This window comes from Roseburia sp. AM23-20 (assembly GCF_003470905.1).
Classification (GTDB): domain Bacteria; phylum Bacillota; class Clostridia; order Lachnospirales; family Lachnospiraceae; genus Roseburia; species Roseburia rectibacter.
In genome coordinates this window covers 290-14,280 of sequence record NZ_QRHS01000031.1, presented here as the reverse complement: position 1 = coordinate 14,280, position 13,991 = coordinate 290, and the positions used below count along the sequence as shown (strand labels likewise).

Here is a 13,991-nt window from a genome sequence, read left to right as displayed (position 1 = left end):
TTGTGCTATAATCCATATATGAGTACAAAGATTGAAAAGAATGAAAAAGGTGTCATAAAAATATCAGTTCGTGATCTGGTGGAATTTATTCTGCGGGAGGGGGACATTGATAATCGTCATGGACGGGGCGCTTCAGCAGAGGCGATGCTTGCAGGGGGAAGAATCCACAGGAAGATTCAAAAACGCAAGGGCAGTAATTATCATGCCGAGGTTCCACTTAAAATTGCAATAGAGGAAGACAAATATCAGCTTGTGATCGAGGGACGTGCGGATGGAATTTTAATTGAGAGTGCAACGGAGGAAATTACATTTGCAGACAATTTTAACCATAGGACGATGCCGATAGACTGCAAAGTCACGATTGATGAGATCAAGGGCATGTATATGAAACTTGATCTTTTAGAGGATGCGATCGGTGTGCACCGTGCGCAGGCAATGTGTTATGCTTATATCTATGCATTGCAGCACGATCTGTCTGCTATTTCAGTGCAGATGACGTATTGCAATTTAGATACGGAAGATATCCGGTATTTTCATTATGATTATACATTTGAGGAGCTTGCAGACTGGTTTGAGAAGCTGATAGATGAATACAAAAAATGGGCTGATTTTCAGTTTGCATGGAAAAAGCTGCGTCAGGCATCTATTAAACCACTGCAGTTTCCATTTCCTTACAGGGATGGGCAGAGGGAGCTGGTGGCTGGTGTATATCGTACGATAAAAAGAAAAAAGAATCTTTTTATCCAGGCGCCGACCGGAGCCGGAAAGACGATATCAACGGTGTTTCCTGCAGTCAAGGCAGTGGGCGAGGATCTGGCAGATAAGATATTTTATCTGACGGCAAAAACGATCACGGGAACAGTAGCGAGAGAAGCGTTTGAGCTTCTGCGCAAAAACGGATATCAGGCAAAGGTGCTTACGATCACGGCAAAGGAAAAACTGTGCCTGTGTGAAGAAATGGAGTGCAATCCCATTAACTGTCCTTATGCAAAAGGACATTATGACAGAGTAAATGATGCAGTTTTTTCTCTGCTGCAAAAAGAAGACGTGATCACGAGAGAAGTGATATTAGAGCAGGCAAAAGAATACAATGTCTGTCCGTTTGAAATGTGTCTTGATACGGCAACCTGGGTAGATGACATTATTTGTGATTATAATTATGTATTTGATCCCAATGTTTATTTAAAACGTTTTTTTGCAGATGGAACAACAGGGGATTATATTTTTCTGGTGGATGAGGCTCATAATCTGGTTGAGCGCAGCAGGGAAATGTACAGTGCCATTATATATAAGGAAGATTTTCTTTCGGCAAAAAAGATTTTAAAGAAATATGGTCAGGCAAAACTGGTACGGGAACTTGAAAAGTGTAACCGTGTATTACTGGCATATAAACGCGAATGTGAAAAATACATGATCTATGAATCAATTGGAAATCTTGCATTTGACTTCATGAATGTGGCATCAGATCTTGACGAATTTCTGCAGAAATCGTCGGAGTTTCCGGAACGGAAAGATCTGAGTGAGTTTTATTTAAATCTGCGTAACTTTTTGAATATTTATGAGTTATTGGATGACCATTATGTCATATATGCGGAACATGAGCAGGATGGGCGTTTTAAACTAAAATTATATTGTGTGGATCCATCCAAAAATCTTCAGGAGCGGATCAATAAGGGAAATGCGACGATTTTCTTTTCTGCGACACTGCTCCCGGTGGGATATTATAAGAGTCTGCTTTCGACAGAAACAGATAATTATGCAGTTTATGCGAAGACGGCATTCCGGGAAGAACAGAAACTGCTGTTGCTTGGAAATGATGTGAGCAGTAAGTATACAAGGCGGAGTGTAGCAGAGTTTGAACGGATCGCATCCTATATAAAGAGGACAGTCGATGCCAAAAAAGGAAATTACATGGTGTTTTTCCCTTCCTATAAAATGATGGAGCAGGTTTATGATATTTTCCAGGATGAAAATCAGGCAGATCCATCCTGTGAGATCGAAACATTGATCCAGCAGCCCGGAATGAAGGAAGAAGAGAGAGAATCTTTTTTGCAGGCTTTTTCAGAAGAAGTATCTGAAAAACGGAATGGATCGTTAGCTGCATTTTGCGTAATGGGAGGTATTTTCGGTGAGGGGATCGATCTGAAAAATGAACAGTTGATCGGTGCAATCGTTGTCGGTACAGGGCTTCCACAGATCAGCAATGAGAGAGAAATCCTGATGGGATATTTTGAAAAAAGACTTGGCGCCGGTTTTGATTATGCTTATCGTTATCCTGGGATGAACAAGGTGCTTCAGGCAGCAGGAAGAGTGATAAGGACAGTGGAAGATGTCGGAGTCATTGAACTTTTAGATGAACGCTTTTTGCAGAGTGAGTATCGTGCACTGTTCCCAAGAGAATGGGAACAGCAGACAATATGCAGGGTAGATACAGTCGAACAGTATTTAAAAAAATTCTGGAACCGTTCCTAAATGGGAATCAGATCGTAGGCAAAAGATTTAAAAACTCTTCTGTAGACTGTGAAACAGGAAGCGTTGGATTGATGGCTGCAACCATCTGTCTTGATGGAAGTTTTTCTTTTGTTTTTACGATGAACAGATCTTTTGATTCACGGTTTAAACAATAGTCTGGTATGAAAGCGATACCAAGACCGATGCGTGCAAGGTCGATTAAAAGATCGTTACTGCTAAGTTCAATCTGCGGGATCAGTTCAAGCTGATGCTGTAAAAACAGGTTATGCAGAAACTGACTTGTTGTACTCTTGCGGTCGAGCATGAGAATTGGATATTGTTTTAATTCTTCAAATGGGATCTCCTGCTGTTTCAGATTAAAATATGCTGGATTCGCAATGAATACGTCAGTAAAATTACATACGGTTTTCTGAATATAAGAGTGATTCAGATTCGAGTTTGGAAAATTGGTTACGATCAGATCGACTTTTCCCTGATCGAGGAGGTCAACACAGCTTAAAGATGTTGCATTCGTAACTTTGATCGGTACATTTGGGAATTTTTTGTGGAACTGTTTTAAATAAGGAACTAAAAAGTAACGACAGATCGTGTCACTTGCGCCAATATGAAGCTGACCGAGTCCAAGACTGCCGGAATCTAAAAGCTGGCTCTCGCCGCGCTGGATTAAGTTCATTGCAGGTTCAATATGTTTTAATAAAACTTTTCCGGCAGGGGTTAGCTGCACCTTTTTGGTACTGCGGATAAAAAGCGGCTGATCTAACTTTTTCTCAAGAGTTTTGATCGACTGGCTGACAGCAGACTGCGAAATAAAAAGCTGTTTGCTTGCCTCAGAAAAGCTTAAAGATGTTGCTACATAATAAAACACTTTGTATAATTCATAATTGATATCCATGAAGTCCTCTTTCTGCGGGCTGGCCGCATATCCTTTGAATGAAATACATTAACAAACATAATTACTATAATTATAAGACATGCTTATAAATATGTCAATGGAAACTGATAATGAGAGTATCTAAAATATTAATATAATTAATAAATAAGATTAAATATATTAATTATGCTTATTTTAGAACCTATGTTATACTTTGAAAAGATAAATGGAAACTGAGAATGGAGGTTACCACATGAGCAGTGTAAAACGTGTATATGTTGAGAAGAAACCGGAATATGCAGTCCGGGCAAAAGAATTGCAGTCTGAAATCAAAAGTTATCTTGGAATCAGTGGTGTGACGAAGGTTCGTGAACTGATCCGTTATGATATTGAAAATATTTCCGGGGAAACTTATAAGAAAGCCCTGGTAACCGTTTTTTCTGAACCGCCGGTAGACGATATTTATGAGGAAGAGTTTGATTTAAACGGAGCAAGAACATTTTCCGTAGAGTTCTTACCGGGACAGTTTGACCAGAGAGCAGATTCCGCAGAACAGTGCGTGAAATTATTAAATGAAGAGGAAGAACCGATCATCCGCACCGCAGTGACTTATGCGATCGAGGGAACAATCAGTGACGAAGAGTTTGCAGCGATCAAAAAACACTGCATCAACCCGGTCGATTCAAGAGAGACAGGCTTAGAAAAACCTGAGACTTTAGTGCAGAGTTTCCCGGAGCCGGAGGATGTTAAGATCTTTGACGGTTTTCGTGATACGCCGGAGGCTAAGTTAAAAGAGTTATACGATTCATTGAATCTTGCGATGACATTCAAAGACTTTTTACATATCCAAAATTATTTTAAGAACGATGAAAAACGCGATCCGTCCATGACGGAGATCCGTGTGTTAGATACCTACTGGTCTGATCACTGCCGTCATACCACATTCTCCACAGAACTTAAAAATGTGGCATTTGATGACGGTTATTACTGCGCGCCGATGAAAGAGACTTATGAGGATTACTTAAATACCCACAAGAACCTGTATGCAGGACGCAGTGATAAGTTTGTATGTCTGATGGATCTTGCCCTGATGGCAATGAAACGTCTGAAAAAAGAAGGAAAGTTACAGGATCAGGAAGAGTCCGATGAGATCAATGCATGTTCCATCGTTGTTCCGGTAGAAGTAGACGGAAAGACAGAGGAGTGGCTGGTTAATTTCAAAAATGAAACACACAACCATCCGACCGAGATCGAGCCGTTTGGTGGTGCCGCTACCTGTCTTGGCGGTGCGATCCGTGACCCGTTGTCAGGACGTACCTATGTTTACCAGGCAATGCGTGTGACCGGTGCCGCAGATCCGACGGTTCCTGTTTCCGAGACGATCTCCGGAAAACTTCCACAGAAAAAACTGGTGAGAGAAGCTGCACACGGATACAGCTCTTACGGTAACCAGATCGGTCTTGCAACCGGATACGTCAAAGAAGTTTACCATCCAAACTATGTGGCAAAACGTATGGAGATCGGTGCTGTTATGGGTGCTGCGCCAAGACGTGCCGTACAGAGACTGACTTCTGATCCGGGCGATATCATTATCTTACTTGGAGGAAGAACCGGACGTGATGGTATCGGTGGTGCCACAGGTTCTTCAAAAGCACACAATACAGAGTCCACAGCAGTCTGTGGTGCTGAAGTACAGAAAGGTAACCCGCCGACAGAACGTAAGATCCAGCGTTTATTCCGCCGCGAGGAAGTAGCACATATCATCAAAAAATGTAACGATTTCGGTGCAGGCGGTGTTTCTGTTGCGATCGGAGAACTTGCAGATGGACTTCGTGTACAGCTTGACAAAGTGCCGAAAAAATATGCAGGATTAGACGGAACTGAGCTTGCAATCTCCGAATCACAGGAGCGTATGGCAGTTGTGGTATCACCTTCTGATGTCAGGACTTTCTTAGGCTATGCAGCAGAGGAAAATTTAGAGGCTGTTGAAGTTGCTGTTGTTACCGAGGAGCCGAGACTTGTTTTAGAGTGGAGAGGAAAAGAGATCGTAAATATTTCCCGTGCATTCTTAGACACCAACGGTGCCCATCAGGAGACCAATGTTGCAGTTGATATGCCGGTACCGGAGGATAATTACTTAAATAAGATTTCTACACCAAAAGTTGCAGACGCTGTTGCAAAGAACGATATGAAAGCAGCATGGCTTGCAGAACTTGCTGACTTAAATGTCTGCTCACAGAAAGGTCTTGTGGAGATGTTTGACGGTTCCATCGGTGCAGGAAGTGTTTATATGCCGTTTGGTGGAAAATACCAGCTCACAGAGACACAGTCTATGGTAGCGAAACTTCCGGTTGCCAATGGAAAATGCGATACCGTAACCATGATGGCTTATGGTTTTGATCCATATTTAGCAAGCTGGAGTCCATATCACGGTGCAATCTATGCGGTGTTAGAATCTTTGTCGAGAATCGTGACTGCAGGTGGTGATTATAAGAAGATCCGTTTTACATTCCAGGAATATTTCCGCAGAATGAACGAAGATCCGAAGCGCTGGAGTCAGCCGTTTGCAGCACTTCTTGGAGCTTACAATGCACAGATCGGATTTGGACTACCTTCCATCGGCGGAAAAGATTCCATGTCCGGAACGTTCAATGATATTGATGTACCGCCGACACTGGTTTCTTTTGCAGTGGATGTTGCAAAAGAGCAGGATATCATCACACCGGAGTTAAAAACCGCTGGAAATGAACTGTTATACTTTACGATCGATAAAGATGAATATGATGTGCCGGTTTATGCACAGGTTATGAAACTTTATGATGTGATCCACACACTGATCCAGAAAGGTGCTATTGTTTCTGCATATGCACTTGACGGAAAAGGTCTTGCAGCAGCACTGGCAAAGATGGCATTTGGTAATAAACTTGGCGTAACTGTGGATGCAGATGTGACGACAGATACACTGTTTGCTCCGGGCTTTGGTAACATCGTAGCAGAGGTTCCTGCAGGTAAGACAGCAGAAATCTACGAGGCACTGCAGAATGCAGGTTTATCTGCAAATGTAAAGAGAGCAGGTTCTGTCAACGGGGATGCAGCATTTATCTGTGGCGATATGAAACTTGCGATTGATGAGGCATTAAATGCATGGACAGGCACTTTGGAAAAAGTATTCCCAACCCGTGCAACTGAGGATAAAGAAGAAGTAAAAACAGATCTCTACCATGCAGATTCTGTTTATGTATGCAAAAATAAAGTGGCAAAACCAACCGTATTTATTCCGGTATTTCCGGGAACAAACTGCGAGTACGACAGTGCAAAAGCCTTTGAGCGTGCAGGTGCGGATACGATCGTTAAGGTATTTAAGAACCTAAATGCAAGCGATATCCGTGAGTCCGTAGACGAATTTACAAAGGCAATCGATCAGGCACAGATCATCATGTTCCCGGGTGGATTCTCCGCCGGTGATGAACCGGAAGGATCTGCAAAATTCTTTGCAACTGCATTCCGCAATGCAAAGATGACAGAGGCTGTTATGAAACTCTTAAATGAGAGGGATGGATTAGCTCTTGGTATCTGTAACGGATTCCAGGCACTGATCAAATTAGGACTGGTACCTTATGGCGAGATTCGCCCACAGACAGCAGATTCACCAACATTGACCTACAATACGATCGGACGTCATATCAGTAAAATGGTATATACAAAAGTTGTTACAGACAAGTCCCCGTGGTTAGCACAGGCGGAACTTGGAAAAGTATACTGCAACCCGGCATCCCACGGAGAGGGACGTTTTGTTGCACCAAAAGAATGGTTAGATAAACTGTTTGCAAACGGTCAGGTTGCAACCCAGTATGTCAATGAAGCAGGTGTTCCGACCATGGATGAAGAGTGGAATGTCAACGGTTCTTACTGTTCCATCGAGGGTATCACAAGCCCGGATGGACGTGTGCTTGGTAAAATGGCTCATTCTGAGAGACGTGACAGAAGTGTTGCAATGAACATTTACGGAGAGCAGGATCTTAAAATCTTTGAGTCCGGTGTAGCATATTTTAAATAAGAGACAATATATAGAAAAGGGAAGAGATATTTATCTTTCTTTGACAATTTTAAAAGACCTTCCAGAAAGGAAAAGAAAAAATCCTTTCTGGGAGGTCTTTTTATCCATGTTATTTTATCCGGACTCTCGCCATTGCGTTCCCAGGTAGGACGGTAGTCTTTATCACCGGTTGTATATCCCTTGGTCAGTGTCCAGAAAGAACCGTTGTCTGCCGGACAGCCTTCGCATAAATCTTCCTGACAAAATACTTGTGGTCGTTCGTAGGTTTTCATAAAAATACACCCTCCATTCTTGAATCTATATGTCCGCTTCTATCATACTAGTATAAAGAATATGGGTACATGGATAAATGTGTCATTTTTTATTCAGGTGTGTTTTTATATGATTTTCTGCGTTTTTATAGACAAAAATGAATTTGCCACCGGTAATGTGCTATAATTAAATAATCTAGAAAGTGAACGGAGGAAAACAGAGTGCGAAAAAATCAGGAAAAACAGCAGTCCAAAACACTGTTAGATATTCTGAGAGAAGAAAAAACAGATAAGTATCAAGGCGGTATCTATCATAAAACACAGATCGATTTAACCTATAATTCAAATCATATGGAAGGAAGCCGTCTGACGCACGATCAGACAAGATATATTTTTGAAACCAATACCATCGGTGTTGAAAATGAAGTTCTTAACGTGGATGACGTGATTGAAACTGCAAACCATTTTCGGTGCATTGATATGATAATTGATGATGCCTGTATGGTATTGACAGAGAAATTGTTAAAGCTGCTCCATCTGACTTTAAAAAATGGAACCAGTGATTCCAGAAAAGACTGGTTTGCTGTTGGAGATTATAAAAAGATGCCAAATGAGGTCGGGGGTATGAAGACTACATTACCGGAGCAGGTATCCGGTAAGATAAAAAAATTGCTGGCAGAATATAATGCGAAAGAAGAAAAGTCTTTGGAAGATATTTTGGATTTTCATGTGAAGTTTGAAAGAATTCATCCGTTTCAGGATGGCAACGGACGTGTCGGCAGACTGATCATGTTTAAAGAGTGTCTGAAATATAATATTGTTCCATTTATTATCGAAGATGATTTAAAAATGTTCTACTATCGGGGGCTGAAAGAATGGGACAATGAAAAAGGATACCTGACAGATACCTGTCTTACGGCACAGGACAGATATAAAGCGTATCTTGATTATTTCCGAATTGATTATTGATCATTTTAAGAAAACTTACAGAAAATGAAAATCCTTTCAAACTGATCAAAAGATAGATACAATATGATCAGGCAGCAGAGAACGTCAAAAACGTGTAAAGATAATTACACGATAAACAGGAAAGTATAGGTAAAATATGAGCAGAATCATCAGTATTGGAAAGCAGGATTTTGTATCTTTAAGAAAGAACCATTATTTTTATATTGATAAAACAGATTTTATAAGGCAGTGGTGGGAAAGTGAAAAATACCGCATACGGCAGGGAACATATCGGGTTATTTTTGTCAGCTTTGCGGATGTAAAACAGAACAATTACAAAGATGCTGTTCAAAAGATAAAAATATTATTGTGGATGTTTATAGACAAAACCGCTATCTAAATGAACAGGAATGTTTTACAGAGAATGAGCATTGGCAGATATGAAGATACAGATGGAAAGTCTTTTAAACGGAAAGACGATTGAAGTTAATTTTGATGAACAGATCGTGTTCAGCCATCTTGCACAGGATGAAAGCGCGGTATGGAGTCTTCTGGTAGCAGGTGGTTATTTAAAGGTTGAGGATGTGGATGCAATGAATTATTATATGAATAAGATTACGCTTGCAATGTTTAGTTATTTTGATGTCGGAAGGGAAGACGCTGGAAATCAGGAACCGGAAAGATTTTATCATGGATTTGTGCTTGGACTGATAGCAGACCAGACAGATATCTATGAAATCAGGTCGAACCGGGAAAGTGGCTTTGGCAGATATGATGTCATGATGAGTCGAAAGAGCGGGAAAAAACAAAAATACAGGCAATTATATTGGAGTTTAAGGTAAAAAATAATAAAAAAGAGCAGAAACTTGAAGAAACAGTACAGTCAGCACTAGTGCAGATCAAAGAAAAAAATTATGATGCCGAACTGTTGGCACGGGGAATACCAAAAGAGAAGATCAGACATTATGGATTTGCATTTGAAGGAAAAAATGTGTTGATCGGATCGTGAGAAGATATGAAAAAAAATGGAATATCCTCTTTCCACCCGGTATAAAACATGATACGATGAGAAAAATAAAACCAAACAAAACAAAATGGAGATGAACATGAAAAAATATATCACCTTATTCCTTTCAATTTTTCTTGCAATGTCACTTACTGCCTGTGGAAATAAAACAGACAGTCCAGATGCAGCTGGAAAGGCAGAGATCAAAGATGCCAAAGAACTTCTTACCACAGTCTGGAACAGCTACGAAGAAGATGAGAAATTCGCCGTCGCAGGCGGAGACATGACGGAAGAAAATATGACAGAGGATGCGCCGGGGACATTTGGAATCACGGATGCGGATGAATTAGACCGCATGCTTGGCTTTCCGGCGGCGGATGCGGAAAAGATCGATGATGCGGCTTCCATCATGCACATGATGAATGCGAACACATTTACCTGTGGTGCCTATCATTTGAAAAATGCAGAGGATGTAGAGACAGTAGCTGCAGACCTCAAGGAAAATGTGATGGGCAGACAGTGGATGTGTGGATTCCCGGACAAGCTGGTAGTAATTTCGGTGGAGGATTACCTGGTATCTGTTTTTGGAAATGAAGAACTGGTAAACACGTTTAAAGACAAAATCACGCAGACTTACGAAAATGCAAAAGTCATCAGTGAGGACGGGATCGTATAAATGTTATTTTCAAGTATCACATTTTTATTTTATTTTCTTCCGTGTATGGTGCTGGTGTATTTCCTGGCACCGGGGCAGATGAAAAATACAGTGCTTCTTTTGGGGAGTCTGATCTTTTATGGATGGGGAGAACCGAAATACCTGCCGGTGATGGCAGCAGTCATCCTGGCTGGTTATCTGTCTGCCCGTCTGATCGGTACATGTCAGAATAAACGGCAGTCAAAAATTCTTTTGGCTGCCGCTGTTTTATTAGAAATTCTGCCGCTCGTCTATTGTAAATATGCCGATTTTTTTATCCGGAATCTCAATGTGCTGACAGGGCAGAAAATTCCACTGCTTAGCATTGCAATGCCGCTTGGTATCAGCTTTTATACATTTCAGGTCATCAGCTATACGGTGGATGTATACCGGGGCAGTGTGCAGGCACAGAAAAATCTGCTCATGTTTGCTGCCTATGTCGCAATGTTTCCACAGCTCGTTGCAGGGCCGATCGTGCGCTATTCGGATATCAGAAGTCAGCTTGAAAACCGTATGCACAGCGTGGAAAAATGTGCATATGGAATTCGAAGATTTGTAACCGGACTGTCAAAAAAGATACTGATCGCAAATGTGCTCGGGGAGCTGATCGGTCATTTTCAGGCTTCGGAGGAAAAATCGGTTTTATTTTTCTGGATGTATGCGATAGCATTTATGCTTCAGATTTACTTTGATTTTTCCGGGTACAGCGATATGGCGGTCGGGCTGGGAGCCGTTTTTGGATTTGATTTTCCGGAAAACTTCCGCTATCCTTATTGTTCTGCGAGCATTACTGAATTCTGGCGCAGATGGCATATTTCACTTGGCGCGTGGTTCCGGGATTATCTTTACATCCCGCTTGGTGGCAGTCATGTAAAACCTGTGCGGTGGATCTTCAATATTTTTCTTGTGTGGATGGCAACCGGATTCTGGCATGGGGCGGCATGGAATTTTATCCTGTGGGGACTGATGTATGCGGTGCTTTTGCTCATTGAGAAAACGTGGCTTTTGCCTTATTTGAAGAAACATAAGATCATCGGACACCTGTATGTGCTGTTTTTTGTGCTGATCGGGTTTGTACTTTTTGATGCATCCTCCGTGGCGGATTTTTGGGATGGTATCGTATCTATGTTTGGCGGGGGACAGATAAAACCGGTTACGACAGAGAGTATGTATTATCTGAAAAGTTATGCAGTGGTCATCCTGACCGCGGTAATCGGGGTGACACCGTTTCCTGTGAGATTATATGGAAGATTGCAGAAAAAGAAATGTTTAAAGCAGACGCTTGACATTGCAGAAATTATCCTGCTGGTCATATTACTGCTTCTTTGTGTGGCATTTCTGGTAGATGGGTCATTCAATCCGTTTTTATATTTCAGATTTTGAGGACAATTATGGGAATAAAGCGAAAAGACAGAATCACCGTTATCATGATGGCATTGATCCTGTTTGGATTTTTAACAGGAAATATTGTGAAAAGTGATGAGAAGATTTCTATCTCAGAACGCAGAAAACTTGCACAATTTCCGAAAATAAGTGTGGAAAACATCAAAAATGGTACCTTTATGAGTGGATTTGAGTCATATGCAAAAGACCAGTTTCCGCTGCGGGAGCAGTTTCGTGCGTTAAAGACGGCATTTTCTCTATATGTACTTGTGCAGAGCGACCAGCACGGACTTTATAGCAAAGAGGGTTACATTGCCAAAATGGAATATCCGCTTCATGCGGATTCACTGCAGTATGCCACAGCATGTTTTGGGGAAGTCTATGAACGTTATCTTTCAGGCACATACACGGATGTCTATCTGACGATCGTGCCGGATAAAAGTTATTTTCTGGCAGATGAAAATGATTATCCGTCTATGGATTATGATGTACTGGCAGAGCAGGTGAGAGATGGGATGGAATATGCACAATATATTGACATATTTGGAGATCTGCAGATTTCGGACTATTATCACACAGATGCGCACTGGAGGCAGGAACAGATCACAGATGTGGTACGGCATCTTGCAGGGGCTATGGGGGTAGAGTTAACACAACAATATGAGACAAAAGAATTAGAAAAGCCATTTTATGGTGTCTATTATGGTCAACTCGCACTTCCTGTAAAGCCGGACACGTTATATTATCTGGATAATGATATGCTGGATCACTGTACGGTGTATGATTATGAGGATCATGCGGAAAATAAGATCTATGACCTGACAAAAACAGAAGGAAATGATTTGTATGAGATATTTCTTGGGGGATCAAAGTCCTTGCTCTCGATTGAAAATCCAAATGCAAAAACAGACCGGGAACTGGTTATGTTTCGGGATTCTTTTGGCAGCAGCATTGCTCCGCTCCTGGCAGATGGTTATGCGAAGATCACTCTGGTGGATATCCGGTATCTGCCCGTGGAGCGGATTGGAAACTATATTAATTTTAAAGATCAGGATGTGCTGTTTTTATATAGTACGTCGGTGTTAAATCACAGTGAGACTTTAAAATGACAGGAGGCTGGGGCGCGATCTTGTGCAATTTACCAATCAATAAACTTGAATGCACTATTTGCCCCCGGCATTCCTATCAGCGACTTCAATCAGGGAATCGGGATAAATTCCGGTTTCCTTTTTCGGAATACCGTATAATGCGTAAAGCCGGCATCTTTTAATATAGAAGGAACTTTTTTAAAATCAAAAGCAACATGCTCCGGCTGATGTGCGTCGGCACCGATCGTGATGATCTCCCCGCCGAGTTCATGATAGCGCTTAATGATGTCCTCTGTCGGGTTCGGATGACCGAGTCCGTATTTGAAACCGCCGGTGTTGATCTCAATCCCTTTGCCTTTGATAATAAGAGCCTTTAAGATTTCGTCGATGATGTCGGCATATTTCTGATAGGAATAACTGGCATTTTTATTTGGACCGTATCTTACCACGTAGTCGATGTGACCATAGACGTCAAAACCATCGAAAACTGCGATATTTTCCAGAATGGATTCAAAATATTCCTGATAGCCTTCCTCCTCCGTGTGGTTTTCCCAATAAGCCGGATAATAAGGATCAACGCCGTGCATGACGTGTGAGGAACCGATCACGAAATCAAACGGATACTGGGATAGGATGTCGGCGTGAATGCCGGCAAGGTGCGGTTGAAGACCAAGTTCAATTCCAAGGCGTACCGGCAGGACTTCTTTATATTTTTCCTGCAATGCCTCCACAGAAGAAACATAATTCGGAAGATCCAGTAAAAATGTCTCCGGTTCATCCGGGTAATCGATGTCAAGATGGTCCGTGAAGTAGATCCCTTTTAAATTTTTTTGTTTTGCAGCAGCAATCATATCTTCCTGCGGCGTGTGGCTGTCGCCGGAAAACTGGCTGTGCATGTGTGTATCCCATAACATATTAAATCCTCTTTCCTGTGCCGGGCTGGCACATAATGTGAAATCTTATTTGCGCAATTACGCATATCACAAATGCTGGTTTGTGGGTGATATGAGTTTCCCTGTGTAGGGTGGTTCTGGGGGGTTACGATTGGCAAATTGCATCAAGCCGGGACTGTTTTGTTCCGTTGTACGAAAATAAGGCAAGTCTAAGTCAGCCTGATTTAATGTTTCTCGGAGTGACGTGTGCGTCTTAAACGCCCCGTCCGGGGGCATTAAGACTTGTGCTGCCGTCCGTGGCAGCACAACACTGTGTTACGAACAGGCA

General features: G+C 41.8%; 11 protein-coding genes. 9 read left to right on the top strand and 2 right to left on the bottom strand.

The window, feature by feature from the left end; translation table 11 throughout:
• Positions 1–18: 18 nt before the first annotated feature.
• Positions 19–2,472: an ATP-dependent DNA helicase gene (locus tag DW650_RS17215; RefSeq protein WP_186899072.1), complete on the top strand. Its 2,454-nt coding sequence runs from the start codon at positions 19–21 to the stop codon at positions 2,470–2,472.
• A gap of 7 nt (positions 2,473–2,479) precedes the next feature.
• Here the strand turns inward: DW650_RS17215 and DW650_RS17210 are convergent, their stop codons facing one another.
• A complete protein-coding gene (locus tag DW650_RS17210; protein ID WP_117921289.1) occupies positions 2,480–3,364 on the bottom strand; it encodes a LysR family transcriptional regulator in 885 nt (294 codons plus the stop codon).
• Positions 3,365–3,596: 232 nt separating this feature from the next.
• Here DW650_RS17210 and DW650_RS17205 point away from each other — a divergent pair, with 232 nt between their 5' ends.
• The 8 genes from DW650_RS17205 (at position 3,597) to DW650_RS17175 (ending at position 12,791) form a co-directional block, all read left to right on the top strand.
• Positions 3,597–7,400: a phosphoribosylformylglycinamidine synthase gene (locus tag DW650_RS17205; protein ID WP_199654310.1), complete on the top strand. Its 3,804-nt coding sequence runs from the start codon at positions 3,597–3,599 to the stop codon at positions 7,398–7,400.
• 473 nt (positions 7,401–7,873) lie between these two features.
• Complete coding sequence (locus DW650_RS17195) at positions 7,874–8,620, top strand: Fic family protein (protein WP_118210634.1); 747 nt, start codon at positions 7,874–7,876, stop codon at positions 8,618–8,620.
• A gap of 136 nt (positions 8,621–8,756) precedes the next feature.
• The gene (locus DW650_RS20215; RefSeq protein ID WP_243103008.1) at positions 8,757–8,999 is read left to right on the top strand and encodes a hypothetical protein; all 243 of its coding nucleotides are present in this window, start codon (positions 8,757–8,759) and stop codon (positions 8,997–8,999) included.
• A gap of 40 nt (positions 9,000–9,039) precedes the next feature.
• Entirely contained in the window at positions 9,040–9,441 is a 402-nt protein-coding gene (locus DW650_RS20545; protein WP_330414686.1) for a PD-(D/E)XK nuclease domain-containing protein, read from the top strand.
• Entirely contained in the window at positions 9,426–9,608 is a 183-nt protein-coding gene (locus DW650_RS20540) for a PD-(D/E)XK nuclease domain-containing protein (RefSeq protein WP_330414685.1), read from the top strand. The genes DW650_RS20545 and DW650_RS20540 overlap by 16 nt, the downstream gene beginning before the upstream one ends.
• A gap of 97 nt (positions 9,609–9,705) precedes the next feature.
• Positions 9,706–10,281 (top strand): bacteriocin transport accessory protein, encoded by a 576-nt coding sequence (locus tag DW650_RS17185; protein WP_118210633.1) that lies wholly within the window; start codon positions 9,706–9,708, stop codon positions 10,279–10,281.
• A complete protein-coding gene (locus DW650_RS17180) occupies positions 10,282–11,682 on the top strand; it encodes an MBOAT family O-acyltransferase (RefSeq protein ID WP_118210632.1) in 1,401 nt (466 codons plus the stop codon).
• Positions 11,683–11,690: 8 nt separating this feature from the next.
• Positions 11,691–12,791, top strand: a complete 1,101-nt coding sequence (locus tag DW650_RS17175) for a DHHW family protein (protein WP_118210631.1) — start codon at positions 11,691–11,693, stop codon at positions 12,789–12,791.
• Positions 12,792–12,880: 89 nt separating this feature from the next.
• Here DW650_RS17175 and DW650_RS17170 read toward each other — a convergent pair whose 3' ends face one another.
• Complete coding sequence (locus DW650_RS17170; RefSeq protein WP_118210630.1) at positions 12,881–13,684, bottom strand: histidinol-phosphatase HisJ family protein; 804 nt, start codon at positions 13,682–13,684, stop codon at positions 12,881–12,883.
• Positions 13,685–13,991 lie beyond the last annotated feature (307 nt).

Excerpts from the sequence above, each read along its gene's own strand:
- DW650_RS17215 (WP_186899072.1), top strand. The coding sequence starts at position 19 with ATGAGTACAAAGATTGAAAAGAATGAAAAAGGTGTCATAAAAATATCA.
- DW650_RS17180 (WP_118210632.1), top strand. The coding sequence starts at position 10,282 with ATGTTATTTTCAAGTATCACATTTTTATTTTATTTTCTTCCGTGTATG.
- DW650_RS17185 (WP_118210633.1), top strand. The coding sequence starts at position 9,706 with ATGAAAAAATATATCACCTTATTCCTTTCAATTTTTCTTGCAATGTCA.
- DW650_RS17175 (WP_118210631.1), top strand. The coding sequence starts at position 11,691 with ATGGGAATAAAGCGAAAAGACAGAATCACCGTTATCATGATGGCATTG.
- DW650_RS17170 (WP_118210630.1), bottom strand. The coding sequence starts at position 13,684 with ATGTTATGGGATACACACATGCACAGCCAGTTTTCCGGCGACAGCCAC.
- DW650_RS20215 (WP_243103008.1), top strand. The coding sequence starts at position 8,757 with ATGAGCAGAATCATCAGTATTGGAAAGCAGGATTTTGTATCTTTAAGA.
- DW650_RS17205 (WP_199654310.1), top strand. The coding sequence starts at position 3,597 with ATGAGCAGTGTAAAACGTGTATATGTTGAGAAGAAACCGGAATATGCA.
- DW650_RS20545 (WP_330414686.1), top strand. The coding sequence starts at position 9,040 with ATGAAGATACAGATGGAAAGTCTTTTAAACGGAAAGACGATTGAAGTT.
- DW650_RS17210 (WP_117921289.1), bottom strand. The coding sequence starts at position 3,364 with ATGGATATCAATTATGAATTATACAAAGTGTTTTATTATGTAGCAACA.